Raw genomic sequence first — 24,679 nt, 5'->3', positions numbered from 1 at the left:
CGATTAGCCGACGATTTCTTCCGGCTTGAAGAAATAGTCGATCTCGATCTTGGCATTTTCGAGGCTGTCGGAGCCGTGGACCGAATTGGCCTCGATAGATTCCGCGTGAACCTTGCGGATGGTGCCTTCGTCGGCATTTTCGGGGTTGGTGGCGCCCATGATCTCGCGGTTGCGGGCGACGGCATTCTCGCCTTCCAGGACCTGAACGACCACCGGGCCGCTGGTCATGAAGGTGCACAGGTCGTTGAAGAACGGACGCTCGCGATGAACGCCGTAGAAGCCTTCAGCCTGCTCGCGCGTCATGTGAATACGCTTGGACGCGACAACACGAAGACCGCCGTCTTCCAGCATTTTCGTGACGGCACCGGTGAGGTTGCGGCGGGTGGCATCGGGCTTGATGATCGAAAAGGTGCGTTCGGTCGCCATAGCCGAGCGGTCTCCTGCTTGTAGGTGGTGGAAAGTTGCGGCAGCGCCTAGCGGCGGAGCGCGCGGGCCGCAAGTGTCAGGCCGCCTGCGTCCAACGCCCGCCTTCCTGCCGCCAGTAGCGGCGTTCCACCCCTTCCCTGCCCGCCAGCAGCTTCCAGGCGAGGCGCGCCTGCTCGACCGTGGTGCCGTCGAACAAGTGGAAAGCACGATCGAAGGTCAATGCCGCATCGCGCCACTCACCGTCTGCAATCAGGATGTTACGCGCCAAGTTGGGCGCATCTTCCGAGGTGCTGAGAAGGATCGGCTGGCGCGCATCATCGGCACCTCCCGCCAAGCCGTGGGCGAGAAAGCTCGTCGGCCCCGCATCCCACAGCAGCCGGTTCAGCTTGCCGAGCAGTGCCTCGTCGCCGGCCACCACGAGCAGCCGACCACCGCTGGCCAGCACCTTTTCGGCCAAGGTCGCAATTACCTGTTCGAGCGGCATCCCCTCGAGCTGGTAGAAGTCGACCTGCATCAGCCTTCGAGCTGGTCCGCGACGAACTGGTCCAGCAAGCGCACGCCGAAGCCAGTCGCACCCTTGTCGTAGGTGGCGGCGGGCTTGTCGGCCCAAACGGTGCCGGCAATGTCGAGGTGCGCCCAGCGGACGCCGTCGTCGACGAAGCGCTTGATGAACTGCGCGGCGGTGATCGATCCGCCCTCGCGCGGTCCGACATTCTTGATGTCGGCGATCGGGGAATCGATCAGCCGGTCGAAGCTGTCGTGCAGCGGCTGCCGCCACAATTTTTCGCCCACAGCCTGCCCTGCTTGGGTCAGTTCGGACGCGAGCTTGTCGTCCGGCGTGAACAGGCCGGCATATTCGTGACCAAGACTGACGATGATCGCGCCCGTGAGCGTTGCTAAGTCGATGATGGTCTTGGGCCTCGCGACCTGCTGCACATAGGTGATCGCATCGGCGAGCACGAGGCGGCCTTCGGCGTCGGTATTGATCACTTCCACCGTCTGGCCGGACATGGTCGTGACCACGTCGCCGGGGCGCTGGGCGTTGCCGGAGGGCATATTCTCGACCAGCCCGCAGATGCCGACGATGTTGGCCTTGGCTTTGCGCAGAGCCAGCGCCTTCATCGCGCCGGCCACGGCGCCCGCGCCGCCCATGTCCCACTTCATGGCTTCCATGCCGGCGGCCGGCTTGATGGAGATGCCGCCGGTATCGAAGGTCACGCCCTTGCCGACGAAGGCGACCGGCGGCTGCCCGGCCATGCCGCCGTTCCAGCGCATGATCAGCAGGCGCGGATCGCGGACCGATCCTTGCGCGACGCCCAGCAAGGCGCCCATGCCGTGCTCGGCCATCTGGGCGCCGTCCAACACCTCGATCTCGATCCCGAGCTCGGAAAGGTGGCGGCAGCGGTCGACGAAGGTTTCTGGATAGATGATGTTGGCCGGTTCCGTAACCAGCTCGCGCGTAAGGCGGATGCCTTCCACCAGCGGCGCATAACGGCTCTCAAACCTTTGTCTCGCCTCGTCCGCTGCGCCAACCAAGGTGATCTTTTCCAGCGTCGGCTTCTGATTGTCCTTCAGCTTGGTACGATACTGATCGTGCCGCCATGAACGGAGCGCCGCGGCCAGGGCAACGCGTGCCGTTGCGTCGGCGGAAAAGTTCTGTCCGGTGAGGTCGATTACGGCGTGGGTTTCGCCCGATGTCAGCAGCTTTGCGACCGCGCTCCCGCCAAGCTTCTCCGCGCCATCACCCTCGACCGGACCAATCCCGGTTCCGACGACGAGCAGGCGTCTCGGCTGCCCGCCATCGTCGGTGAACAGCTCGACCGAGCTGCCGCTTTCGCCTTCAAAGCGGTGGAGCGGAAGCGCGGCCTTGGCCCGATCGGAATCGCTCAGGCCATTCAGCGGCGACAGGTCCTTGCCGGCGACGGGAACGACGAGGGCGTACTTGCCCTCTGGGCGCGCGGCGGAGAATTCAATCAGCATGCAACATCCTATCTGAAGGTTGGTCGCTCTTTAGACAGGCCGGCCCTCGCCGCAAAGACATTGCCAAGCGGATTGAGCTTGCGGGTTGGAGGCGATAGTCCCGCCCTCGTGCAAGCTCAGCGGTCGACCCAATCTCCTCGCAATACGTTCATGTGGTGGACCGCGTTGCCGATTGCGGCGCTGCTGTGCGCTCCTGCTGCCGCCCAGGTGTCAGGGCCGCCCATCCCGGTGACGTCTAACCAGCAGGAAAGCGTCGACTTCAGCGCCGACGAGGTCAGCTATGACACGGATGCCGAGATCGTCGCGGCAAGCGGTCGCGTCCGAATGGCGAACGACGGCAACTATCTCGCCGCCGACCGAGTCACGTGGAACCGCGCTACCGGTCGGGTCCAGGCAAGCGGCAACGTGGTCGTCACCAATCCGCAGGGCGACAAGCTCGTCGGAGAGACCGTCGACCTGACGGACAGCCTCCGCGACGGCACGATCCAGAATTTGCTGGTCGTGCTCGAAAGCGGCGGTCGCATTGCCGCCACCAGCGGGACCCGGACCGGCAACGTCACTACGCTCCAGAACGCGATCTACTCGCCATGCCCGGTGACGAAGCCGAGCGGTTGTCCGCGCACGCCAAGCTGGGCGATCACGGCCGCGGAGGTCATTCACGATCCGGCGCGTGGGCAGACCCGCTTTCGAGGAGGCCGCCTTCGCCTGTTCGGCATGAACCTGCCTTTGCTCCCGGTCTTCAGCGTTGCAACGGGAGGCGGCTCGGGCGGAGCCAGCGGCGTCCTCGCGCCTGACTTCAGCATCTCCAGCCGCAAGGGCCTGGAGATCGCAATCCCATATTACTGGCGAATCGCTCCTAATCGCGATCTCACCGTCACCCCGCACGCCTACACCAACGTGCTTCCCGCGCTGGAGCTGAAGTATCGGCAGCTGAACAAGCTCGGCGCATTTCAGATCGGCGGCTTCGGAACTTACGGCCACATCGAAAGCGCCGATCTTCAGAGCGAAGAATATGAAGGTCACGGCTTTCGCGGCTACCTTGAAGGGAATGGCCGGGCGCAGCTGTCGCCGGAATGGAGCATCACCGGTGCTTTCCGCGCTGCGACCGACAAGACCGTCACTCGCCGCTATGACATCACCCGCGATGACCGCTTGCGGAGCTTCGTCAACGCCGAGCGAATTAACACCAACTCCTACATCAGCATCGCGGGATGGGCCTTTCAGGGGCTGCGCGTCGACGACCGGCAGAAGCAGATGCCGATCGCCTTGCCTGCGATCGACGCTCGGTTCCGGCTACAGGACGTTGCCGGCGGGACGGTAGAGCTTCAGGGAAACAGCCTCTCCATTCTTCGTGTCGAGGGCCAGGATACGCAGCGCGCTTTCACCAGCGCACGCTGGGACCTGCGACGCTACACGCCGATGGGGCAGGAATTGACGCTGACGGCCTATGCGCGCGGCGACCTCTACCACACCGATACGGACGGCAGCGTCGAGCCCTCATTCTACCGCGGAGAAAGCGGCTGGCACGCACGCGGCATCGGCGCACTTGCGGCGGACATGCGCTGGCCACTGGTCGGCGCCGCCTTCGGTGGCGTTCAGCGGCTCACCCCCCGGGTCCAACTCGTCCTGACGCCGCCGACGCTCAACCTCGACATCCCTAACGAGGATGCGCGGGCGGTCGATCTGGAGGACAGCAACCTGTTCGCGCTGAATCGCTTCCCGGGTTACGATCGGTGGGAAGACGGATCGCGTGTTACCTACGGGCTTGAGTGGGCGCTCGACCGCTCGCGCCTGTCGTTCGATGCGGTCGTCGGGCAAAGCTATCGGCTCAGGCGGGATCCCAGCCTGTTTCCGGAAGGCACGGGCCTTACCGACCGCTGGTCCGACATCGTTGGCCGTACCCGGATCCGCTACGGCCGGTTTATAGATCTCAGCCACCGATACCGGCTCGACAAGGATAGTTTCGCAATTCGCCGCAACGAGGTCGATCTGACCGCCGGCACCAACCAGACCTATGTCCAGATCGGCTATCTTCGCCTGAACCGCGGCATCGACGATACAATCGAGGATTTGCGCGACAAGGAAGAGCTCAGGCTTGCCGGTCGAGTCAGATTTGCCCGTTACTGGTCCGTGTTCGGTGCGACGGTGGTGGACCTCAGCAGCAAGAAGGAAGACCCACTCTCCCTTGCCGACGGGTTCGAGGCGGTGCGGAACCGACTGGGCATCCTCTACGAGGACGATTGCATTCAGCTTGGCGTATCGTGGCGGCGCGATTATGAGCGGATCGGCAGCTTCCGCAAGGGAAGCACCTTCTCATTGAGCTTCGGGCTGAAGGGACTAGGCCGCTAATTTGAGGTTCAGCGGCGGCAGCTTAAGCGCCATGAGGTAATATGCTGAAAGAGCGAGGGAAAACTGGAGTGGCAGCTTTGAAGATTTCGTCGGCGCGCAAGACTGCGCTAGCCGCCACCGCGGCCGTTGCGCTTGCAACCACGGCGATGGCGCAGCAGGCGGCGGCACCGGTGAACAGCGTCAGCACGCTGAACCTGCCGCAAAACCCTCAATTGTTCGGCACGACCATGCCGTCGGTCGTCAAGGCCACCGCGATCGTCAACGGACAGGTGATCACTCAGACCGACATCGATCAGCGGCTGGCGCTGCTGGCGATGGCGAACGGCGGCCGTATCCCGGCAGAGGAAGTGGGACCGCTTCGCCAGCAGATCCTGAGCAACCTGATCGACGAACTGCTCCAGATCCAGGACGCCAAGAAGGCCGAAGTCGAGGTCAAACCGGCCGACATCGATCGCGCGCTCGAGCGTGTGGCGCAGCAGAACAAGCAGACCGTCGATCAGCTGGGCAAGACATTGGTCGCGAACGGTTCATCGCTGCGCACCATGCGGCGGCAGATCGAAGGCGAGATTGCCTGGCAGCGGCTTCTAAACGAGAAGATCGAAAGCGATGTGACGGTTGGCGAGGATGAAGTGAACGCCGTCATCAGTCGTCTTCAGGCTGCCAAGGGCACGGACGAATATAAGGTCAGCGAGATCTTCCTTCCCGCAACCTCCGTAAACCGGGATCAGGTCAGCGCCGGAGCAGCCCGGCTGGTTGAGCAGATTCGCGAGGGTGCGTCCTTTGCCGGCCTCGCCCGCAACTATTCCCAGGCAACGACGGCCGTCGTCGGCGGCGACCTCGGCTGGATTCGTCCCGAACGGCTGCCCGATCCCCTCCCCGCTGCCCTTCGCCAGCTGCAGCCAGGCCAGGTCAGCGATCCGATTCCGGTCTCCGGCGGTTTCTCGATCGTCGCTGTTCAGGATGCCCGCAAGGTTCTGACCAACGACCCTCGCGACGCGGTGTTGAGCCTCAAGCAGGTAGCATTGAACTTCGCGCCGGGATCGTCCCAGGCCGAGCGTCAGGGCCTTGTTGAACGCTTCAGCACAGCCGCGCGCAACGTCGGCGGCTGCGGGGGCGCCGACAAGCTCGCGGCGGATTTCAAGGCGGATCTGGTGCAGCGCGACGAGATCAAGATGCGCGATCTTCCACCCGCGCTGCAGAACATCATGCTGGCGATGCAAGTCGGACAAGCAACGCAGCCGTTCGGCTCACTCAACGAAGGCGTTCGCACCTTCGTCCTGTGCGGTCGCGACCAAGTCGCGGCGCAGGCACCCAGCTATGACGAAATTTATGCTGCGACCAAGGAGGACCGGGTGAACCTCCGTGCCCGGCGCTACCTTCGCGATCTCCGGCGCGACGCGATCATCGAATATCGCTAAGGCGGGCGCGATGGCGCGCTTGGGCTCTTCACCGCTGGCGATCTCGCTTGGCGATCCTGCGGGCATCGGCCCGGAAGTGATTGCCAAGTGCTGGGATAATCGCGGGCGGTTCGAGCTACCCCCATTTGTCGCGATCGGCGATCCCCGCTCGGTCGAGAAGGTGTGGGACGGGCCGATCGCGATCATCACCGATCCACAGCATGCAGCCGACGTGTTCGACACGGGCTTGCCCCTTCTTGCACTTCCGTCGGCGGAGGATGTGCTGCCCGGCCACCCCAGCGTTGCAGGCGCCCATTGCTCCCTCGATGCGCTTGAACTTGCGGTTGGCCTTGCCCGATCCAGTTCGGCGGCTGCGGTGGTCACCGGCCCGGTCGCCAAGGAGCAATTGTACGCCATCGGCTTCAGCCATCCCGGCCAGACCGAATTTGTCGCGGAGCGCTGCGGCGTAGCCTCAGCAAACGTTGCGATGATGCTTGCCGGACCGTCGCTGAAGACGGTCACCGTCACGACCCACATTGCCTTGTCGCAGGTTCCTCAGCAGCTGACGAGCGGGCTCATCGAGTCCCGCGGCCGAGCAACCCTCCGGGGCCTTCAACGCAACTTCGGCATCGAGCAGCCGAAGCTCGCCGTCGCCGCGCTCAACCCCCACGCCGGTGAGGGCGGATCGCTCGGCCGTGAGGAAATCGAGGTCATCGGGCCCGCAATCGCGGCGCTGACTGCCGAGGGCTGGCACGTCACCGGTCCTCATCCCGCCGATACCCTGTTCCACGAGGTGGCGCGGGCCCGCTACGATGCGGCATTGTGCATGTACCATGATCAGGCATTGGTGCCCTTGAAGGCATTGCACTTCGACGAAGGCGTCAACATCACCCTTGGCCTGCCGATCGTGCGGACGGCCCCCGATCACGGCACTGCGTTCGACATTGCGGGGCAGGACAAGGCTGATCCGCGGGCAATGGCGGCGGCAATCCGGATGGCTGCGGAATGCGCGGAGCATCGGGCCCGCAATCGGTGAGCAGCCCTGTCGAGCCGCTGCGTGACGTTATCGCTCGCCACGGCCTCTCCGCGAGCAAGGCGCTCGGCCAGAATTTCCTTCTCGACCGGCAATTGCTCGCCCGTATTGCCGCGATCCCCGGGCTTGAGGCTGGGGACATCGTGTATGAGGTCGGTCCAGGTCCCGGTGGCCTAACACGCGCCCTGCTGGATACAGGTGCCCGCGTGGTGGCGGTGGAGCGGGATCGGCGCTGCATCCCAGCTTTGGCCGAGCTTCAGCACGACCATTCCGGCCTGCAGCTAGTTGAGGCCGATGCGCTTGAGGTGGATGAGGTGCAGGCGACGGGCGGTCCGGCGCATGTGGTCGCCAATCTGCCCTACAACATCGGAACCGCACTGCTGCTGCGATGGCTCGACGCCTCGTGGCCGCCCTGGTGGCGGTCACTGACATTGATGTTCCAGAAGGAGGTTGCTGAGCGGATCGTCGCCGCCCCGGACACACCCGCTTATGGGCGTCTGTCGATTGCGGCTCAGTGGCGATGCCACGCGCGTATTGCGATGAACGTCAATCGCTCCGCCTTCGTCCCTCCGCCGAAGATCACTTCCGCTGTGGTCCACATCACTCCCGCTGCTCAGCCCGAAGGAGTGAACCCGGCGATCTTGTCGAAGCTGACCGAGACGGCATTCGGGCAACGACGCAAGATGCTGCGATCGGCGTTGAAGGCGATGCCCGGCGCGCTGGCGGCGCTCGAGCAATGCGGGATTGCCCCGGAACGGCGGGCGGAAACGTTGGCGGTCAGCGACTTCGTCGCGCTCGCGCGTCTCTTGTCCTAATTCGTCTTGGTGGTCGTCGCCTGCTTCGCCGACGCGACGGTCGGGCCGCGCGTCAGCGCGCTCGACAGAGCGCTGAGTTGCGGGCAGCCCTGCGGACAAAGCTGTTTCAGCTTCTGAAGGTTCGCCTGGGCGCGGGCCGAGGCGCCGAGTTCCACCATCGCCACGCCCTGAACGGACAGGGCATTGCTGTCGTTGGGATCGAGCAGCAACGCCTTGTTGGTCAGGCGGATGGCCTTGCCGAACAATTTCTCTTTGGTGGCGACGCGCGCAAGATCGACAAAGGCCGTGCGGTTGCGCGGGTCGACCGCAAGTGCGGTCTCAAGCGTGTCGGTCGCCTCGTTGAAGCGTCCCGCCGAATAATGCGCCTCGCCCTGCTTCTGAAGCTCGACCGAACGCGGGTTGAGCTGATCGTCGCTGCGCTGCCCCGAGACCGGCGCCCCGAGCGCGAATGCGGCAAGACCGAGAACCAGCATCTGAGGTTTGAAGCGCATGGCCAACTCCAAGGAACCCCTTACGTTAGCACGGTGAATCGAACCGTGCGATGAAAAAGCCGTCCGTTCCGTCATGGCCCGGAGTGAGGAGCCGTCCAGGTCCGTCGGCCCGTCCGATGCCCTGCAGCGGGTCGTGCCCGACCCAGCCTGAACGGCGGCTGAGGAAGGCATCGGCTTGCCCAGGCCCCTCGCGGCCGAGTAGCGAGCAGACGGCGTAAACGATCCGGCCACCCGGCCGGACGAGCTCGGCGGCAATAGCGAGTAAACGTTGCTGGGTCTCGATCAACCGCGATAGCCGCTCGGGCGTGAGCCGCCAGCGACCTTCGGGGTTCCGGCGCCATGTCCCGCTTCCCGAGCAAGGTGCGTCGACCAGCACCAGGTCGGCAGCGCCGCGCCAGTCGGCCATCTGATCCAGTTCCCGCGGCGGGTTGAGCAGCATGGTCTCGATGGCTGCTCCGGCCCGCGCGGCGCGCGGCGCCAGCTGCCCGAGTCGCGCCCGATTGCTATCGGTGGCAAGGATGGCAGCGCGTGGCGCCGCACTCGCCAGCGCGAGCGACTTGCCGCCTGCACCGGCACATAGATCGACGATCCGCTCGCCGTCCCGTGCGGCGCATGCAAGCGCGATCAGCTGACTGCCCTCGTCCTGAACCTCGACGGCACCGCCGAGAAAGGCGGGATGATCGTCGATTCGCGTGTCTGCCGGAAGTCGGATGCCCCATGGACTGAGCGGCGTTGCGCTCCCCTCCACGAACTCGGGAAGCAGCGCGTCCCGCGCTCCTTTCAGCGCGTTAACGCGAAGGTCGAGGGGAGCGCGGTCGAGTAATGCGGCCTGCTCCTCAGCTGTAACCAGGGGCGACAATTCATCGCGCAGCCAATCGGGAACAACGCCCGCGGCCGCGATCGCCTCCTCGGCTTTAAGTGGCTCCGGCCCGCGTGGTTGCCCGAAAAGTGCCGACAGGTCCGGCTGCTCCGATGCGAGGCCGAGGATCGCGCTGCGCCCAGTCGATGGGCAATCGGCCGACCGGCGAATGGCGCGGAACACGACTTCCCGTACGGCCCGACGGTCGGATGAGCCGGCATAGCGGCGTGCCTTGAAGTAACGGGTGACGATCGCATCAGCCGGCGCGCCATTGTCACGCACGGATGCAATGACTTCGTCCAGAATCTCCACCGCCGCTTGCAGGCGTGCCGCGGGAGTCATGACCTAACGGGTCGGATAATTTGGTGCTTCCCGGGTGATGGTCACGTCGTGAACATGGCTTTCGGAAAGGCCCGCGTTGGTGATGCGCACGAACTGTGCACGCTCCTGAAGCTCGGCAATCGTCGCCGAACCCGTGTAGCCCATCGCCGCTTTCACCCCGCCGACCAGCTGGTGGATGATATCGCGGACCGGGCCCTTGTAGGGCACCTGTCCTTCGATGCCCTCGGGCACCAGCTTGAGATGATCCTTGATGTCCTGCTGGAAGTAACGGTCGGCCGAGCCGCGCGCCATCGCGCCGACCGAGCCCATGCCCCGATAGCTCTTGTAGGCTCGGCCCTGGTACAGGAAGGTCTCGCCAGGCGCCTCTTCGGTGCCGGCGAGGAGAGAGCCGACCATCACGGTCGACGCACCCGCCGCGAGCGCCTTGGCGATGTCGCCGCTGGTACGAATACCGCCATCGGCGATAACGGGGATCCCGGCATCTCGCGCCGCCCGCGCCGCGGCCATAACCGCGGTCAGCTGGGGAACGCCGACTCCGGCAACGACCCGCGTGGTGCAGATGGAACCCGGACCGATTCCGACCTTCACTGCATCGGCACCGGCGTCGATCAGCGCCTTGGCAGCATCGGCTGTGGCGATGTTGCCGGCGACCACCTGAACGCTGTTGGATACTTCCTTCACTCGCCCGACGGCCCGTGCGACGTCGACGTTATGGCCGTGCGCCGTGTCGATCACGATGCAGTCGCAGCCTGCCTCAACTAAGGCTTCGGACCGGGCGAAACCGGCGTCTCCGACCGTAGTGGCGGCGGCAACCCGAAGGCGACCTTGCTCGTCCTTGGTGGCGTTCGGCGTCGCCACCGCTTTCTCGATATCCTTGACGGTGATCAGGCCGACGCAATGATCGGCCTCGTCGACGACGAGCAATTTCTCGATTCGGCGCTGGTGGAGGATACGGCGCGCTTCTTCCTGGCTCGTCCCAAGAGGAACGGTTGCGAGATTATCGCGGGTCATCAGTTCCGACACGGGCTGACGCGGGTTCTCAGCGAAGCGGACGTCGCGGTTGGTCAGGATACCGCACAGCTTGCCGGAACCCTCGACAACTGGAATTCCGCTGATCCGGTGGGTTTGCATCAGCTCCAGCGCTTCGGCGAGCGTCTGGTCCGGGCGCATGGTGATCGGATTGACGACCATGCCGCTTTCGAAGCGCTTCACGGCGCGGATTGCAGCCGCCTGCTCATCCACGGTCAGGTTGCGGTGGAGGACGCCGATGCCGCCGAGCTGCGCCATGGCGATCGCCATGTCCGCCTCCGTCACCGTATCCATGGCGGAGGAAAGAATTGGGATGTTGAGCGGGATGCCGCGGGTCAGCTGCGTCCGGGTACCGGCCTGGCTCGGCAGGACGCTGGATTCGCGCGGTTGCAACAGGACGTCGTCAAAGGTGAGGCCCAACGGAATGTCGGGCCAGGCGGCGGAAGCGGTGTCGTTGAGCTGAGCCATATCGGCCCATGGCAGGCCGGAAGCGATTCGCCAAGACGCCTAGCGGCGGGCACGCTCAACTGTGCGCCGGGCCTGATCGACATGCATGGATTCGATCATCGCATCCTCAAACCGCTGGGCACCGCCCGTCGCAGCCGCGATCAGCCGCTCTGCGCGGGCCACCTCTTCTTCGCTGGGCACAAAGACGCGATGGCAGGGGTCGATCTGACTTGGGTGGATCAAGCTCTTGCCGTCGAAACCAAGTGCGCGTCCCTCGCGGCACTCAGCCTCAAAGCCATCCTGGTCATCGAGTCTGTTGAAAACTCCATCCCAAACCGGAAGCTCGGCAGAGCGGGCGGCGCAGACGACGCTTTGAAGCGCCATCGCCATGGCCTGTCGCCGCGACGAGCCGGGCAGACGAAGATCCGCCGCAAGATCGTTGGTGCCGACCAAGAGGCCGGCTACGCCCTTTGCGGCGACGATTTCGCGAAGGTTCATGACAGCACGGGCGGTCTCGACCATCGCAATCACGGGCTTGCCGGCACGCTGCGCCATCGTGTCGGGTGCTTCCTCGACCTTGGGCAGCACGACGATGTCCGCTGCCGATGCTGCGACCGCCTGCAGATCCTGCACGCCATCGATACGGATTGCGACCGGCATGGGCCAGGGCTCGGCCAACGCCGCAACCGCCGTCGCACGCGCCGTTACCTTGTCCTCCGGCTTCACCGCATCTTCGAGGTCGAGAATCACGAGATCCGCAGCCAAGGTTCGCGCCTTGGCGATCGCGCGCGGATTGGAGGCTGGAAGGAACAGGAGAGAGCGCACCGAATGAAGGTCAGCACCCATACCGATTTCCCTTCCGATTACGGCCTGGACGACGCATCATGCAGTCACCTTGGGGGGTGAGATTCGATGATGCTGTCGACATTCATGCTGGCGCTGGTTGCGCTTGTTGTTCTCTTCATCATGATGAGCGTCAAGATCGTTCATCAGGGCTACCGCTATACGCTGGAGCATTTCGGCCGATTCGTTCGGGTCGCCGAGCCGGGCATCAACTTCGTTTTCCCGTTCGTCACCCGCGTCGGCCGCAAGATCAACATGATGGAGCAGGTGCTCGACATTCCGGGCCAGGAGATCATCACCAAGGATAACGCCATGGTGGCGGTGGACGGTGTCGTCTTCTTCCAGGTGCTGGACGCTGCCAAGGCCGCTTACGAGGTCAGCGACCTCTACATGGCGATCATGGCGCTTTCGACCACTAACCTTCGCACGGTCATGGGCTCGATGGACCTCGATGAAACGTTGTCGAAGCGTGACGAGATCAACGCACGGCTGCTCGCCGTCGTCGACCATGCGACGGAAGCGTGGGGCGTGAAGATCACGCGGGTCGAGCTGAAGGACATCCGCCCGCCCTCCGACATCGTTAACGCCATGACCCGGCAGATGAAGGCCGAGCGCGAAAAGCGTGCGGCCATCCTCGAGTCCGAAGGCATGCGTCAGTCCGAGATCCTCCGGGCCGAGGGTGAAAAGCAGGCAAAAATCCTGCAGGCCGAGGGGCTGAAGGAGGCGGCCTTCCGTGAAGCCGAAGCCCGCGAGCGTGCTGCCCAGGCGGAAGCCGCGGCGACGAAGGCGGTCAGCGACGCCATCGAGAGCGGCAGCGGTCAGGCGATCAACTATTTCGTCGCCCAGAAATATGTCGAGGCGCTCGGCAAGTTCGCGACCTCGCCCAATGCGAAAACCATCTTGTTCCCCGTCGAGGCCACCCAACTCATGGGAACGCTCGGAGGCATCGGCGAGCTGGCCAAGGAGGTGTTCGGCGAAGGCGGCAACGCGCAGGCGACACCCAAGGTGAAGCGCGAGGCGACTGCTTCCCGCGGGGCGCCACCGACCATTTCCGGACTGCCGAGGATCGAAGGCTGATGCCGTTCGGGCTTGAGCCGGGCTGGCTCTGGGCGATCGGCGGCATCCTGCTGCTGATGCTGGAGATGCTCGCGCCCGGCTTCTTTCTCGTATTCATCGGTGCAGCCGCCATCGCGACCGGCGCCTTTACCCTATTGTTCGGCCTGGGCGTGCCCGCGCAGCTCGCCCTATTCGCACTCTACGCCCTCTTGGCGGTTGCTGCGGGGCGCCGAATCTACGGCAATGCCGCTGTCGACCATCATGCCAAGCATCTTAACGACCCGGCAGCACGTCTGATCGGCCGGTCCGTCCTGGTTATCGAGGCCGTGGACGACCATGGCGGCCGGGTCCGGTTAGGCGACGGCGAATGGAGCGCCCGCGGGGGCCCCGCACAACCCGGCGACCGGGCGCGGATCACGGGCGTCGACGGCAATTGCCTGAGGATCGACGTCGAGCGTACACTTCCTTCGACTTAGGTGACCCGCTCGCGGGCGGCGATTACGCCGCCGCTGCTGTCGCCGACGGCGCTGCCGACCGGACACCCTCGTCGACGTGTGTTTCGAACTGCGCGAAGTTGCTGACGAACAGGTCCACCAGCTTCGCCGCGGTCGCATCATAATCGGCGGGATCGCTCCAGGTGCGGCGCGGATCGAGGATCGTCGGGTCGACACCCGGAACCGCCACCGGCACTTCGAAGCCGAAGTTGGGGTCTTTGCGGAACTCGGCATTGTTGAGGCTGCCATCCAGCGCCGCGTCGAGAAGCGCGCGGGTGACCTTGATCGGCATCCGGCGGCCGACGCCATATTTGCCGCCGGTCCAGCCAGTGTTGACGAGCCAGCACGACACACCGCCCTCGGCGATCCGCGCCTTCAGCAGGTTGCCGTAAACGGACGGGTGGCGAGGCATGAACGGTGCGCCGAAACAGGTGGAGAAGGTCGCCTCCGGCTCAGTAACGCCAATCTCGGTGCCCGCGACCTTGGCCGTGTAGCCGGATAGGAAGTGATACATGGCCTGGTCTGGCGTCAGGCGCGCGATGGGCGGAAGCACACCGAACGCGTCTGCCGTCAGCATCACGAGGTTCCGTGGGACAGGCCCCATGTTCGCTTCGGACGAATTTGGGATGAAGTCGATCGGGTAAGCACCCCGGCTGTTCTCCGCCAGCCTGGCATCGTCGAAGTCGAGCTCACGCGTGTCCGGATCCATGACGACATTTTCGAGGACGGTGCCGAACCGCCTGGTGGTCGCGTAAATCTCGGGTTCGGCTTCTTCCGAAAGACGGATCATCTTGGCGTAGCAGCCGCCTTCGAAATTGAAGACCGCGGTGTCGGACCAGCCATGTTCGTCGTCGCCGATCAGCGTCCGCTTGGGGTCGGCTGACAAGGTCGTCTTGCCCGTTCCGGACAGGCCGAAGAAGATCGCCGTGTCGCCGGCTGCGCCGATGTTGGCGGAGCAGTGCATCGGCATGATCCCATGTTCGGGAAGGATGAAGTTGAGGAGGCCGAACACCGACTTCTTCATCTCGCCGGCGTAAGCGGTGCCGCCGATCAGGATGATCTTCTTCTCCAGATTGACGGCAATCACCGTTTCCGTGCGGCAGCCGTGCCGCTCGGGGTCGGCACGGAAGGTCGGCAAATCGATGATGAGATATTCGGGATCGAAATCAGGCAGGTCGGCCGCATCGGGACGGACCAGCAAGGTCCGGATGAACAGATTATGCCAGGCATATTCGTTGACCACGCGGACATGGACGCGATGTTCAGGCTGCGAGCCGCCGTAAAGATCGGCGACGAACAACTGATCCTTCGTGCCAAGCGCCGCGAGGAAATCTTCGTGCAAGCGATCGAAGGCCTCCGGCTCCATGGGCTTGTTCGACCTGCCCCACCACACGCTGTCTTCGGTCACGCTGTTGCGGACGACGAAGCGGTCCTGCGCGCTTCGACCGGTATGCTTGCCGGTGCGGACCACCAACGGACCATGCTTGGCCAACTGCCCCTCGCCGCGCGCTACCGCGCGTTCCACCAAAGGCGCCGTTTCCAAGTTCCAGTGGATTTCCGCGCCGGTGGAAATGCCGAGAGCATCCAAGCCGCGATTCGGGACTCTGTTTGCCACATTCTACTCCAAAGCTTCTTGTTGCGGCCGTGCGTCCGGCCACCCTCGATCGAGGTCTATGGACATCCATCTAGAGGAACATCGAGGCTATGTAGAGGCCTATAGATTGGTTATGTGGTATAGCAAGGCGTCGGCCGCTGGCCTTGTCTGCCCCGCTGCCGCTGGCTAAGTCGCCACGATGGGGCAGACCGGAGCGAGCCGATGAGCCAGGTGATCGCGCTGGTCGACGATGACCGCAACATCCTCACCTCCGTGTCGATCGCGCTCCAGAGCGAGGGTTTCGTGACCCGGGTCTACACCGACGGCGCTGCAGCGCTGAAAGCGTTCGGCGACAACCCTCCCGATCTTGGCGTCTTCGATATAAAGATGCCCCGGATGGATGGGATGGAATTGCTCCGCCGGGTTCGCGAAATCAGCGCCATGCCGGTCATCTTCCTGACATCCAAGGACGACGAACTGGACGAAGCGATGGGTCTGGCGATGGGCGCCGACGATTACATCGCTAAGCCTTTTTCCCAACGTCTGCTGATTGCCCGGATCCGCGCCTTGCTGCGCCGGCAGGATCTCGCGCGAGGCGAAGTCTCGGCAGGGGACGATGAACCGCAGCAGCAAGTGCTTGAGCGGGGCAGGCTGACCATGGATCCCGCCCGTCACAAGGTGAAGTGGGGCGGCAAGGACGTCACCCTGACGGTGACGGAGTTCCTGATCCTTGAAGCGCTTGCCCAGCGGCCTGGCGTGGTGAAAAGCCGCAATCAGTTGCTCGATATCGCCTACCAGGACGACGTTTATGTCGACGACCGCACGATCGACAGTCACATCAAGCGGATCAGGCGCAAGTTCCGTGCGACCGACCCGCAATTCGATGCAATCGAGACCCTGTATGGCGTCGGATACCGTTTCGACGACGAATGAGGATCCGGGACTCGACCTAAGCTGGTCGGGGCGATGGACGCTTGCCCACCGCATCCTCGCGGTGAACGTTCTCACGCTTGTGCTGCTCGCCGCCAGCGTCCTCTATCTCGATGCATTCCGGAATCAGCTGAGCGACGAACGGGAATCGCAGACCAACCTGCAACTCGGGATCGCCGCCCGCGCACTGACTCTTGTTCCCGCTAGTGAGCGCCCGAAAGCGCTCGGCGCGCTTGCACAAGCGAGCAAGGCCCGGCTTCGCCTCTACGGCCCCGATGGCGCGCTGGTCGCCGACAGCTGGCAGACGACCGGGCCCACCTACGCGCTCCGTGACCCCGCACAGCAACCCTGGACCAAAAGCGTGGCGCGCGCACTCGATCGCGGGTTCAACGCCCTGGTCGGCGCGATCGCCGATGAGGATTTCGCCGAGCCGGTGAATGATCGGCTGACCGCATGGCCAGAGGCGGTGCGCGCCCGCTCGACCGGCGAAGTTGCCGACCAGATCCGCAACGCGCCCGACCTGACACCAGTCTTCTCCGCGGCGCAGCCAATGGGTCGCTATGTCCTCTTGTCGACCTCCAACGACCGCAACTTCACCCGCACGGTTCGGGAGCAGCGGCGCGCCCTGCTGCTGATGCTCGGACTTTCCATCCTTCTGTCCGTTCTCTTGTCCCTGTTTCTTGCACGAACCATCGTTCGGCCACTGAGGAGGCTTGCGCTGGCGGCACAGCGGGTTCGGCTGGGGCGTGCCCGGGAAGTCAAGGTTCCGCGCTTGCCCTCCCGCAGCGACGAGATCGGCCTGCTTGCGCGCGCCGTGTCGGACATGAGCCAGTCGCTGCGCCAGCGGATCGACAATATCGAGGCATTCGCGGCCGACGTCACCCACGAGCTCAAGAACCCCATCGCCTCGCTCCGCTCCGCCCTCGACAGCTTGGACCGCGTGGAAAAGCCGGAACTTCGTCAGCAGCTTCTGGCCGTTGCCAAGCAGGATGTCCTGCGGCTCGACCGACTGATCGGCGACATCGGTGAAGCAGCGCGCACCGATGCGGAACTTGCCCGCGCGACGTTCGAAGTGGTCGACCTCGGCACTTTGATCGAACAACTGGTTAACAGCTGGGACGTGCGACGGGAAAAGGGCAATGCCAGGATCGCCTTTGCCCGGCCGCGCCGCTCCACTGCCGTGGTGATGGGTCGCCCCGAACGGCTTGCCCGGGCGATCGACAATCTGGTCGACAATGCCGTCAGCTTCTCGCCGCCGGGCGGGCTGGTTGAGATTGTTGCCTCCCGCGTCGGAGAGGAAGTGCGCATACGCATCGACGATGAGGGTCCGGGTGTCCCCGCCGACGCCCGGGAAGCGATCTTTAACCGGTTCCACTCGGTGAGGCCTGACGCCGACAGCTTCGGACGCCATTCGGGACTTGGCCTTGCGATCGCCCGAGCGATTGTCGAGGGTCATGACGGGGAGATCGACGTGCAGGACCGCGATGACGCGCCTTCAGGCGCTCGCTTCACTATCAAGCTGCCTGCGGCAGACCGACCATGAGCAGCGCGCCCGGTGCCGCCCGGCTCTCATCCGAGTCGATCCATGCCAGCACGGTTGCAAAGGATGGCCGCGCCGTTCTCATCACCGGAATGTCTGGCGCGGGGAAATCGGACCTGGCGCTGCAGCTGATCGATCGCGGCTGGACACTGGTCAGCGACGACCAGACCATCGTCAAACGCCAGGGCGACCGACTGATCTCAACTTGCCCGCCCACCATCGCCGGCAAGCTGGAGATCCGCGGCCTCGGCATCGTCGACATGCCGCACGCCACGGACGTTCCCGTGGCCCTGCTGGTGGAGCTTACCGGCGAAGTCGTTCGAATGCCGGACGACAGCAGCGAACGCCCGATTCTTGGCATTGCGATCCCGCTGGTCGGGATCGATGCCAGGACCGCCTCGGCCGCTCCCAAGGTCGCCATTGCACTCGATCATTTCGGTCGGAAGTTCTGATGGAACGCCGGCGATCGCGACTGCTTCTCGTTACCGGCATGTCGGGAGCCGGCAAGTCGACGGTGCTCGACGTGCTGGAGGATCTCGGCTGGGACTGCGCGGACAATTTGCCTCTGAACCTGGTTTCCGGTTTCGTCGACGGCGCCGCCGACGGGGCACGGCTGGCGATCGGTATGGACGTCCGGAGCCGCGGGTTCGATCCGGCTACGCTTCGGGACAGCCTCCACGCCATCCCCAACATCGTCACCGAGCTTCTCTACATCGATTGCTCGGGCAACGAACTGCTTCGTCGCTATGCCGCGACCCGGCGGCGCCATCCGTTGGCGCCAGACCGCCCGGCGGAGGATGGCATCGCCCGGGAGCGTGCATCGACGGCGACGCTCCGCCACACGGCGGACAGCATCATCGATACGACCGAGCTTACGCCGGCGGACCTCCGTGAAGAACTGATCCGCCGCTATGGGTCCGATGCCGAGCAGCCAGTTCTAACCCTTATGTCGTTCGGCTTCGCGCGCGGCATTGCCCGCACCGCAGACCTGGTGTTCGACCTGCGCTTCCTTGCCAACCCTCACTGGGTAGACGATCTTCGGCCGCTCACAGGTGAGGATGCCCCAGTCCAAGACTATGTCGCTGCCGATCCCGCTTGGAGCGACACGGTGGACAGGCTGGAATCGCTTCTCACCGACTGGATTCCCCGCTACTGGGCCGCGGGTAAGAATTACGTCACGGTCGCGTTCGGCTGCACGGGGGGACGGCACAGGTCCGTCGCCGCAGCCGTGGAGATGGCGGAGCGGTTGCGCGGCGCGGGTTTTTCCCCGAACGTCCGTCACCGGGACCTCCCCTCGCCGCCACGCGACACGATCGAGGGCGACCGGCGGTCCCCAGTGGAAGCGAGTTGAACGAATGATCGGACTAGTGCTGGTGACCCACGGCCGTCTGGCGGCCGAGTTCATCACCGCAATGGAACATGTGGTCGGCCCGCAAGGCGCGATCGAAGGCATCTGCATCGGGCCGGAAGACGACATGGAGGCTCGCCGACAGGACATCGCGGATGCGATCGGCCGAGTGGATCAGGGCAAGGGCGTGATCATCCTCACCGACCTGTTCGGCGGTACGCCGTCCAACCTCGCCATCAGCCTGATGAAGAGCGAGAATATCGAGGTGATCGCCGGCATCAACCTGCCGATGCTGATCCGCCTCGAAGGTGCCCGCAAGGTGATGGGCGTGCATGCCGCCGTTGCCGCCGCCCGCGAGGCTGGCCGCAAATACATCTCGGTCGCTTCCGAGATTCTCGGCGAAGCCGGGGAAGCCGCGGCTTGAGCGTGCTCAGCCGTCAGGTCGAGATCACCAATCGGCGGGGCCTGCATGCGCGCGCCAGTGCCAAGTTCGTCGGACTTGCCGCCCAGCTGCCGGCCAAGGTCGAGGTCGAAAAGGACGGCAACCGCGTCTGCGGCACCTCGATCATGGGCCTGATGATGCTCGGCGCCGCGCTTGGCGACAGCATCGTCATTCACACCGAAGGCGACGGTGCAGACGACGCCATGACCCAGCTCGTCACCCTGGTCGAGGACCGCTTCGGGGAAGATTGATGCCCCGGCAGATCACGTCCTTTTCCAATGACACCGTCAAACGCCTCCGCTCCCTCCGCGACAAGAAGGCGCGGCGCAGTGAAGGCCTGTTCCTAGCTGAGGGGCTGAGGATCATCGCCGAAGCGCGCGATGAGGGCCATCTTCCTGAGATCGTTGCTTATTCCAGCGCTGGCGGAGTTCACCCGCTAGCCCAGGAGATCATCGCCGCCGCGGAGGCCAATGGTGCCGACGTGATCGAGACCACGCCCGAGATCCTTACGAAGATGAGCGGCAAGGACAATCCGCAGATGCTGCTCGGCGCCTTCCGGCAGCCGGACGTGGCGCTGGCCAAGGTTGATCGCGGGCGTTCTCCTCTCTGGCTGGTGGCGCAGGCGCTTCGCGACCCGGGAAATATCGGGACCATTTTGCGCACCGGCGACGCGGTCGGCGCTGGCGGGCTTATACTGATCGACGATTGCGCCGACCCCTTCTCCGTCGAGGCGGTACGCGCATCGATGGGAGCGCTTTTTACGCAGCAAATCGCCGCGGCACGGTGGCCGGAGTTCCTGGCCTGGCTCCGGAACGGTGAAGGCCAGCTGGTCGGCACCAGCCTCAAAACCGAGCATGACTATCTCGGCGTTACCTACGAAAAGCCTTGCTTCTTGCTGATCGGCAATGAGCAGCAGGGGCTCCCCGCCGATTACGAGCCGGAATGCGACCTCTTGGTGAAGATTTCGATGTCGGGGCGGGCCGACAGCCTGAACGCGGCAATCGCTGCGGCGGTGATGGCCTTTCAGGTTCGGGCAAGCTGGCGCTAGGATAAGGACGACCAGGAGGTTGCCCTTATGCTGCGTATCATCGTTCCCGCCGCGCTTGCCGCCGCGCTCACCGCCTGCCTTCCGGCACCGCCGCCGCCGCCGGCTCCGTACCGCGCCGTCGGAACGGAGCCCTTCTGGTCGCTAGTGATCGACGACCGGGAGATCGCCTTCATTCCCGCCGATGGTGCGCAGGTCCGCCAACCCCTACCCCGCGTCATCCACGGTGTTGCGGGCGAGATCTACCAGACCCCTAGGATCGGCGTGAACATCATCCATGCGCAGTGCAGCGACGGCATGAGCGACCGCACCTATCCGGACAAGGTCCAGGTCAGTGTCGACGGTCGCCAATTCAACGGCTGCGGCGGCGATCCGATTGCGTCGGCCAGCCTTGCCGGCAGCAGTTGGCGAGTGGCGGCGGTCAATGGACGGTCGACACCGCCCGCCGGCGAATATTACGTGCGCTTCGATGCCGACGACCGGATCGGCGTGAAGTTCGGCTGCAACTCGGCCGGCGGCCGCTATCTCCAGCGCGGGGCCACCGTCAGCGTCAGCAACCTTGCGGCGACTCGGATGGCCTGCGCCGAACCGGCAATGAGCTTCGAAAACCAGGGACTCGGCATCTTGTCGCAGCCGGTCATCGCCGACTGGCAGGGTGGCGACCGCCTGACGCTGAGCAATCCCAACGGTCGGATCGAGCTAAGGCGGGGCTACTAAAGTTGCAAAATGAGAAAGGCCGGGACCCGAGAGCCCCGACCCCCCTCTGCTATCCGAAGAGGCGCTCGTACGTCTCGGCGTACTTGCGAGCCTCAGACTCAGTCTCGCACTCACAGGGCAAACGGCGCTTAATCATCCCCTTCTCATCGAGGATAGCGACCGCCCACTTACTGAGAGGCGTCGGCTCAGAGGACATCAAGGCATAGCCCACGACTTCCTCCTTCGTTATGCCGACAAGAAGCTGTGTGTGCTCTGTCACCCGGCCCATCTGAGGGGCTCTTCTTCGAGAGCAAATTACAAGCGTTATGCCGACCTCCCGATGCTACGCTGAGGCGGAAGAAATGCAAGTAAGATTGTTCACTCTTCGTTCGCCGCAGGCGAGTTCCCGGATGGCCCTACGAGCTTCGTGAGAGGACGAGGCGCAGCCTCCATCATGGGCGGTGAGACTGCTTCCTTGGCGCTCCCCGCACCCAATCCTTCGAATCGGCGAGCCTGCGTGAGAACCTGACTTTCAAAGCTTCCGACCATTTGGTTGTAGGCCGTGTTTGCTGTCGCGAGATTTTTTCCCATGCGCGCGATGTGGTCCGCCATGGTCGCGATTCGGGAGTGGAGCTCCTTGCCTATGCTTGCGATTTCCTCGGCAGCCTCCGCGAGCCGCTCCTGCCGCCAGACGCTGGCCACCGTGCGGGCAATTGCGACCAGGTTCGTAGGAGTAGCCAGCAGCACCTTGTCTTTGAACGCTTTTTCCCAAAGCTGCTCGTCCTGCTCAAGCGCGGCGGATAAAAAGTGTTCGCCGGGGATGTACATGATGACGAAATCGGCGGCGTCACCGAACTGCGCCCAGTAGTTTTTGCTCCCGAGCTGCTGGGCGTGGCGGAGGACGGAGGCGAGGTGCGCCTTGAAGCAGGCCGTGCGCCTGTCGTCGTCCACCTCGTCGCAGGCGTCGAGATAAGCATTCAATGAGCATTTAGCGTCGATCACCAGCTTGCGGCCCTGCGGCAGGTTGACGATCGCGTCGGGGCGCAGGCGTCCCTCTTCGCCGTCGGTCGACACCTCCATGTTGAAGTCGATGCCTTCGACCAGCCCAGCCTGGACCAGCACGTTCTGAAGGCTCCGCTCGCCCCAGCGGCCCCGCTGCTTGGGCGATGACGTCAGCGCGGTGACCAGGCGGCGCGCCTCGTCGCGCACTTGCCCCTGCCCTGCGCGCACCAGTTCGACTTGCTCCCGCAGGCCCGCATAGCTGTCGATCCGATCTTTCTCGACCCGCTGCAGTCCTTCCTCGTAGCGCTTGAGGGTAGATTCGACCGGTTGCAGCAGTTGTTGGAGCTTTGCGGTCTGTTCCTTGTCCGCCTTGGCGAGGCGGTCATCGGCTTTGGCAAGAAAGTCGCTCTGAGCCTTTTCGAGGAGCTTGTCGCCAATCTCCCGAAATTGGACGACGAGGGTTTCCTTGGCCTTTTCGAGCGAGGCAATCTGCTGCTCAAAGCCGCGTTCGCGCTCCTGCTGAGCCGCCTGCAGTGCGGCTAGCTTCGCCTGTGCCTCGCTGTGGGCATTCCGCAGGGCGCCGAGTTCCTGAAACGCGCTCTCCCGCTCCCGGCCCACTCCGTCGAGCTGCAAGCGAAGGCTTTCGGTGACTTGCTTGGCGGCCGCGGCCTGACGACTGGCAATGAGGAAACCGATCAGGGCGCCGAGTCCAAGCGCCACAAGCGCGACCAACATCCCCACCGCGTCCATCATTCGCCTCCCGGAACAGAATGGGAACTGTAGGCCCGACTGCATCGCCTCTCAAGCGCGGAATTGTTATCGGAAGCAGTGCATGCGACGAAGCAAACCATAAAGGAACTCGAAGCAAGCTGCTTCGCTACGTTCGCAACAACGAGAGAGGAACCGCATGTCCGTACGAAAGATGATCGGGTTGCATCCGCTAGTCGACGGCCACGTCAATCAGCCGCTCGGCGACGCCGTGCACCATGCCATGTATTGTTCGAAGATGGCGCTGAGCTGCGCGGATGCATGTTCGGCCGAGAATATGGACATGACCCAGTGCATTCGGCTGTGCCTGGACGTATCGGATGTCTGTGAGGCGACGGCGCGGCTGGGGCTTCGGCGGACGGGATCAAACCCGCAAATCCTTCGCGAGCTGCTGGAGCTATGCGCCCGTGCCTGCGATGAGTGCGCCGCCGAGTGCGAGCGCCATGACCATGAGCATTGCAAGCTGTGCGCGCAGATGTGCCGCGAGTGTGCGGCGGACTGCCGGCATGCGGCGCTGTCCGTGGTGGAGCCCGTCTAAGCCGGACGAAGGCGGTCTATGCCGCCTTTTTCCCTTGTTCTTTCCGCTGCTTGGCAAGCTTCTTGAGCACCATCTCGCGCTTCAAGCGGGAGAGGTGGTCGATGAAGAGGATGCCGTTGAGATGGTCCATCTCGTGCTGCAGGCAGACGGCTAGCAGGCCGTCAATCTCTTCCTCGTGGGCATTGCCATGCTCGTCGAGCCAGCGCGCGCGAATGCGATCCGGGCGGTCGACCTCGGCATATTGCTCTGGGATGGAGAGGCACCCCTCGTTGTAGGGGACCTCCTGCTCCGACGCGGTCAGGATTTCCGGGTTGATGAAGATTCGCGGTGCCTTGACCGGTTCACCGCCCTCTTCCTCCGGCTCCTGAAGATCGATCACCAGGATGCGTTTGGGAACGCCGACCTGGATGGCGGCGATGCCAATGCCCGGTGCGTCGTACATCGTCTCGAACATATCGCGCACGAGAGTGCGAATCTCCTCGTCCACCTGCTCCACAGGCTTGGAGATCTGCCGCAGGCGCGGATCGGGGACTTCGACGATGGGGAGAATGGCCATGCGCTTTATTTAGGCTTTTGAACGGTTTGGTTCAAGCAACCGGGCGGCGTGCGCGCAGGGCCTGCGCCAGCGTACCTTCGTCCAGATAGTCGAGTTCACCGCCGACGGGAAGTCCATGCGCCAACTGGCTGAGTCGAACGGGAAATTTCTCGAGCCGCTCCGCGACGTAATGGGCGGTGGTCTGGCCTTCCAGGGTCGCATTCATGGCGAGAACGACCTCGTCGGTGCCGCCGTTCGACACACGGGCGACGAGGCGATCGATGGTGAGGTCTTCGGGCCGCACACCCTCCAGCGCGGAGAGGCGGCCGCCAAGCACATGGTAGCGACCGGGAAAAAGGCGGGAGCGATCAAGCGCCCAGAGGTCGGACACTTCCTCGACCACGCAAAGCATGGTCTCGTCACGGCGCGGGTCGGCGCAGATGCTGCAGGGGTCGGACGTGTCGACATTGCCGCAGGTTGAGCAGGTGGAGAGCTTCTCCGAAACGGTCTGGAGCGCCGCTAGCAAGGGCTGCAGGGCATTCTCGCGCTTCTTCATTAGATGCAGGACGGCACGGCGCGCCGAGCGCGGGCCTAGTCCCGGGAGTCTGGCCAATGCGTTCGCAAGCGCTTCGATTTCGCGGGATGCCATAGCGATGAGGTAGGAAATTTCCCCCATCTTC

At 64.1% G+C, this 24,679-nt stretch carries 26 protein-coding genes; 15 read left to right on the top strand and 11 right to left on the bottom strand.

What is annotated here, in order from left to right; all coding sequences use genetic code 11:
* Positions 1-3: 3 nt before the first annotated feature.
* The 3 genes from ndk to G7077_RS13645 form a co-directional block, all read right to left on the bottom strand.
* A complete protein-coding gene (gene ndk / locus G7077_RS13655) occupies positions 4-426 on the bottom strand; it encodes a nucleoside-diphosphate kinase (protein ID WP_166412187.1) in 423 nt (140 codons plus the stop codon).
* A gap of 76 nt (positions 427-502) precedes the next feature.
* Entirely contained in the window at positions 503-940 is a 438-nt protein-coding gene (locus tag G7077_RS13650) for a DNA polymerase III subunit chi (RefSeq protein WP_166412186.1), read from the bottom strand.
* On the bottom strand, positions 940-2,406 hold the full coding sequence (locus tag G7077_RS13645) for a leucyl aminopeptidase (protein ID WP_166412185.1): 1,467 nt from the start codon (positions 2,404-2,406) through the stop codon (positions 940-942). Before G7077_RS13645 ends, G7077_RS13650 begins: the two co-directional genes overlap by 1 nt.
* Before the next feature lie 150 nt (positions 2,407-2,556).
* On the opposite strand from G7077_RS13645, the gene G7077_RS13640 reads away from it, so the two are divergent.
* The 4 genes from G7077_RS13640 (at position 2,557) to rsmA (ending at position 8,000) form a co-directional block, all read left to right on the top strand.
* The gene (locus G7077_RS13640; RefSeq protein WP_166412184.1) at positions 2,557-4,755 is read left to right on the top strand and encodes an LPS-assembly protein LptD; all 2,199 of its coding nucleotides are present in this window, start codon (positions 2,557-2,559) and stop codon (positions 4,753-4,755) included.
* A 68-nt stretch (positions 4,756-4,823) separates the two neighbouring features.
* Positions 4,824-6,173, top strand: a complete 1,350-nt coding sequence (locus G7077_RS13635) for a peptidylprolyl isomerase (protein ID WP_246167231.1) — start codon at positions 4,824-4,826, stop codon at positions 6,171-6,173.
* A 10-nt stretch (positions 6,174-6,183) separates the two neighbouring features.
* Positions 6,184-7,188 carry a 4-hydroxythreonine-4-phosphate dehydrogenase PdxA gene (gene pdxA / locus G7077_RS13630; RefSeq protein WP_166412182.1) on the top strand — a complete coding sequence of 335 codons (1,005 nt, stop codon included), beginning with the start codon at positions 6,184-6,186 and terminating at the stop codon, positions 7,186-7,188.
* Positions 7,158-8,000: a 16S rRNA (adenine(1518)-N(6)/adenine(1519)-N(6))-dimethyltransferase RsmA gene (rsmA, locus tag G7077_RS13625; RefSeq protein ID WP_166412181.1), complete on the top strand. Its 843-nt coding sequence runs from the start codon at positions 7,158-7,160 to the stop codon at positions 7,998-8,000. Before pdxA ends, rsmA begins: the two co-directional genes overlap by 31 nt.
* On the opposite strand, the gene G7077_RS13620 is transcribed toward rsmA, so the two are convergent.
* Genes G7077_RS13620 through G7077_RS13605 form a run of 4 tightly spaced genes read right to left on the bottom strand, consistent with a single transcriptional unit; the run spans position 7,997 to position 12,014 of the window.
* Entirely contained in the window at positions 7,997-8,491 is a 495-nt protein-coding gene (locus tag G7077_RS13620; RefSeq protein ID WP_166412180.1) for a tetratricopeptide repeat protein, read from the bottom strand. The genes rsmA and G7077_RS13620 overlap by 4 nt on opposite strands.
* Before the next feature lie 25 nt (positions 8,492-8,516).
* Positions 8,517-9,692, bottom strand: a complete 1,176-nt coding sequence (locus tag G7077_RS13615) for an RsmB/NOP family class I SAM-dependent RNA methyltransferase (protein ID WP_166412179.1) — start codon at positions 9,690-9,692, stop codon at positions 8,517-8,519.
* A 3-nt stretch (positions 9,693-9,695) separates the two neighbouring features.
* Entirely contained in the window at positions 9,696-11,189 is a 1,494-nt protein-coding gene (gene guaB / locus G7077_RS13610) for an IMP dehydrogenase (protein WP_166412178.1), read from the bottom strand.
* 39 nt (positions 11,190-11,228) lie between these two features.
* Complete coding sequence (locus tag G7077_RS13605; RefSeq protein ID WP_166412177.1) at positions 11,229-12,014, bottom strand: HpcH/HpaI aldolase/citrate lyase family protein; 786 nt, start codon at positions 12,012-12,014, stop codon at positions 11,229-11,231.
* Positions 12,015-12,083: 69 nt separating this feature from the next.
* Here G7077_RS13605 and G7077_RS13600 point away from each other — a divergent pair, with 69 nt between their 5' ends.
* Positions 12,084-13,088 (top strand): SPFH domain-containing protein, encoded by a 1,005-nt coding sequence (locus G7077_RS13600; RefSeq protein ID WP_166412502.1) that lies wholly within the window; start codon positions 12,084-12,086, stop codon positions 13,086-13,088.
* On the top strand, positions 13,088-13,543 hold the full coding sequence (locus tag G7077_RS13595; RefSeq protein WP_166412176.1) for an NfeD family protein: 456 nt from the start codon (positions 13,088-13,090) through the stop codon (positions 13,541-13,543). Before G7077_RS13600 ends, G7077_RS13595 begins: the two co-directional genes overlap by 1 nt.
* A gap of 22 nt (positions 13,544-13,565) precedes the next feature.
* On the opposite strand, the gene G7077_RS13590 is transcribed toward G7077_RS13595, so the two are convergent.
* On the bottom strand, positions 13,566-15,176 hold the full coding sequence (locus G7077_RS13590) for a phosphoenolpyruvate carboxykinase (RefSeq protein WP_166412175.1): 1,611 nt from the start codon (positions 15,174-15,176) through the stop codon (positions 13,566-13,568).
* A 201-nt stretch (positions 15,177-15,377) separates the two neighbouring features.
* Between G7077_RS13590 and G7077_RS13585 the strand changes: the two genes are divergently transcribed.
* From G7077_RS13585 to G7077_RS13550, 8 genes are read left to right on the top strand one after another with little or no spacing between them, the layout of a single operon-like run.
* Positions 15,378-16,088, top strand: coding sequence for a response regulator transcription factor (locus G7077_RS13585; RefSeq protein ID WP_166412174.1), 711 nt, complete (start codon positions 15,378-15,380; stop codon positions 16,086-16,088).
* Positions 16,057-17,628, top strand: coding sequence for a sensor histidine kinase (locus G7077_RS13580; RefSeq protein WP_166412173.1), 1,572 nt, complete (start codon positions 16,057-16,059; stop codon positions 17,626-17,628). The genes G7077_RS13585 and G7077_RS13580 overlap by 32 nt, the downstream gene beginning before the upstream one ends.
* Positions 17,625-18,077: an HPr kinase/phosphorylase gene (locus tag G7077_RS13575; RefSeq protein WP_166412172.1), complete on the top strand. Its 453-nt coding sequence runs from the start codon at positions 17,625-17,627 to the stop codon at positions 18,075-18,077. Before G7077_RS13580 ends, G7077_RS13575 begins: the two co-directional genes overlap by 4 nt.
* On the top strand, positions 18,077-18,976 hold the full coding sequence (gene rapZ, locus G7077_RS13570) for an RNase adapter RapZ (protein ID WP_166412171.1): 900 nt from the start codon (positions 18,077-18,079) through the stop codon (positions 18,974-18,976). Before G7077_RS13575 ends, rapZ begins: the two co-directional genes overlap by 1 nt.
* A gap of 4 nt (positions 18,977-18,980) precedes the next feature.
* Positions 18,981-19,397 (top strand): PTS sugar transporter subunit IIA, encoded by a 417-nt coding sequence (locus G7077_RS13565; RefSeq protein ID WP_166412170.1) that lies wholly within the window; start codon positions 18,981-18,983, stop codon positions 19,395-19,397.
* Positions 19,394-19,666, top strand: a complete 273-nt coding sequence (locus G7077_RS13560) for an HPr family phosphocarrier protein (protein WP_166412169.1) — start codon at positions 19,394-19,396, stop codon at positions 19,664-19,666. The genes G7077_RS13565 and G7077_RS13560 overlap by 4 nt, the downstream gene beginning before the upstream one ends.
* Entirely contained in the window at positions 19,666-20,463 is a 798-nt protein-coding gene (locus G7077_RS13555) for a TrmH family RNA methyltransferase (RefSeq protein ID WP_166412168.1), read from the top strand. Before G7077_RS13560 ends, G7077_RS13555 begins: the two co-directional genes overlap by 1 nt.
* Before the next feature lie 27 nt (positions 20,464-20,490).
* Positions 20,491-21,177, top strand: coding sequence for an META domain-containing protein (locus G7077_RS13550; RefSeq protein WP_166412167.1), 687 nt, complete (start codon positions 20,491-20,493; stop codon positions 21,175-21,177).
* 357 nt (positions 21,178-21,534) lie between these two features.
* Here the strand turns inward: G7077_RS13550 and G7077_RS13545 are convergent, their stop codons facing one another.
* A complete protein-coding gene (locus G7077_RS13545; protein WP_166412166.1) occupies positions 21,535-22,911 on the bottom strand; it encodes a DNA recombination protein RmuC in 1,377 nt (458 codons plus the stop codon).
* A 154-nt stretch (positions 22,912-23,065) separates the two neighbouring features.
* Here G7077_RS13545 and G7077_RS13540 point away from each other — a divergent pair, with 154 nt between their 5' ends.
* Positions 23,066-23,464, top strand: a complete 399-nt coding sequence (locus tag G7077_RS13540) for a four-helix bundle copper-binding protein (protein WP_166412165.1) — start codon at positions 23,066-23,068, stop codon at positions 23,462-23,464.
* 16 nt (positions 23,465-23,480) lie between these two features.
* On the opposite strand, the gene def is transcribed toward G7077_RS13540, so the two are convergent.
* Entirely contained in the window at positions 23,481-24,020 is a 540-nt protein-coding gene (gene def, locus G7077_RS13535) for a peptide deformylase (RefSeq protein ID WP_166412164.1), read from the bottom strand.
* Positions 24,021-24,051: 31 nt separating this feature from the next.
* Positions 24,052-24,648: a recombination mediator RecR gene (gene recR / locus G7077_RS13530; RefSeq protein WP_166412501.1), complete on the bottom strand. Its 597-nt coding sequence runs from the start codon at positions 24,646-24,648 to the stop codon at positions 24,052-24,054.
* Positions 24,649-24,679: the final 31 nt, after the last annotated feature.

This window comes from Sphingomonas piscis, assembly GCF_011300455.1.
GTDB lineage: Bacteria > Pseudomonadota > Alphaproteobacteria > Sphingomonadales > Sphingomonadaceae > Sphingomicrobium > Sphingomicrobium piscis.
The sequence above is the reverse complement of the archived record's forward strand: the minus strand, read 5'-3'. Positions and strand labels throughout refer to the sequence as shown.

Coding starts and splice junctions, on each gene's coding strand:
- ndk (WP_166412187.1), bottom strand. CDS start 426: ATGGCGACCGAACGCACCTTTTCGATCATCAAGCCCGATGCCACCCGC.
- G7077_RS13650 (WP_166412186.1), bottom strand. CDS start 940: ATGCAGGTCGACTTCTACCAGCTCGAGGGGATGCCGCTCGAACAGGTA.
- G7077_RS13645 (WP_166412185.1), bottom strand. CDS start 2,406: ATGCTGATTGAATTCTCCGCCGCGCGCCCAGAGGGCAAGTACGCCCTC.
- G7077_RS13640 (WP_166412184.1), top strand. CDS start 2,557: ATGTGGTGGACCGCGTTGCCGATTGCGGCGCTGCTGTGCGCTCCTGCT.
- pdxA (WP_166412182.1), top strand. CDS start 6,184: ATGGCGCGCTTGGGCTCTTCACCGCTGGCGATCTCGCTTGGCGATCCT.
- rsmA (WP_166412181.1), top strand. CDS start 7,158: ATGCGCGGAGCATCGGGCCCGCAATCGGTGAGCAGCCCTGTCGAGCCG.
- G7077_RS13620 (WP_166412180.1), bottom strand. CDS start 8,491: ATGCGCTTCAAACCTCAGATGCTGGTTCTCGGTCTTGCCGCATTCGCG.
- G7077_RS13615 (WP_166412179.1), bottom strand. CDS start 9,692: ATGACTCCCGCGGCACGCCTGCAAGCGGCGGTGGAGATTCTGGACGAA.
- guaB (WP_166412178.1), bottom strand. CDS start 11,189: ATGGCTCAGCTCAACGACACCGCTTCCGCCGCCTGGCCCGACATTCCG.
- G7077_RS13605 (WP_166412177.1), bottom strand. CDS start 12,014: ATGGGTGCTGACCTTCATTCGGTGCGCTCTCTCCTGTTCCTTCCAGCC.
- G7077_RS13600 (WP_166412502.1), top strand. CDS start 12,084: ATGCTGTCGACATTCATGCTGGCGCTGGTTGCGCTTGTTGTTCTCTTC.
- G7077_RS13595 (WP_166412176.1), top strand. CDS start 13,088: ATGCCGTTCGGGCTTGAGCCGGGCTGGCTCTGGGCGATCGGCGGCATC.
- G7077_RS13585 (WP_166412174.1), top strand. CDS start 15,378: ATGAGCCAGGTGATCGCGCTGGTCGACGATGACCGCAACATCCTCACC.
- G7077_RS13580 (WP_166412173.1), top strand. CDS start 16,057: ATGGCGTCGGATACCGTTTCGACGACGAATGAGGATCCGGGACTCGAC.
- G7077_RS13575 (WP_166412172.1), top strand. CDS start 17,625: ATGAGCAGCGCGCCCGGTGCCGCCCGGCTCTCATCCGAGTCGATCCAT.
- rapZ (WP_166412171.1), top strand. CDS start 18,077: ATGGAACGCCGGCGATCGCGACTGCTTCTCGTTACCGGCATGTCGGGA.
- G7077_RS13565 (WP_166412170.1), top strand. CDS start 18,981: ATGATCGGACTAGTGCTGGTGACCCACGGCCGTCTGGCGGCCGAGTTC.
- G7077_RS13555 (WP_166412168.1), top strand. CDS start 19,666: ATGCCCCGGCAGATCACGTCCTTTTCCAATGACACCGTCAAACGCCTC.
- G7077_RS13550 (WP_166412167.1), top strand. CDS start 20,491: ATGCTGCGTATCATCGTTCCCGCCGCGCTTGCCGCCGCGCTCACCGCC.
- G7077_RS13545 (WP_166412166.1), bottom strand. CDS start 22,911: ATGATGGACGCGGTGGGGATGTTGGTCGCGCTTGTGGCGCTTGGACTC.
- G7077_RS13540 (WP_166412165.1), top strand. CDS start 23,066: ATGTCCGTACGAAAGATGATCGGGTTGCATCCGCTAGTCGACGGCCAC.
- def (WP_166412164.1), bottom strand. CDS start 24,020: ATGGCCATTCTCCCCATCGTCGAAGTCCCCGATCCGCGCCTGCGGCAG.
- recR (WP_166412501.1), bottom strand. CDS start 24,648: ATGGCATCCCGCGAAATCGAAGCGCTTGCGAACGCATTGGCCAGACTC.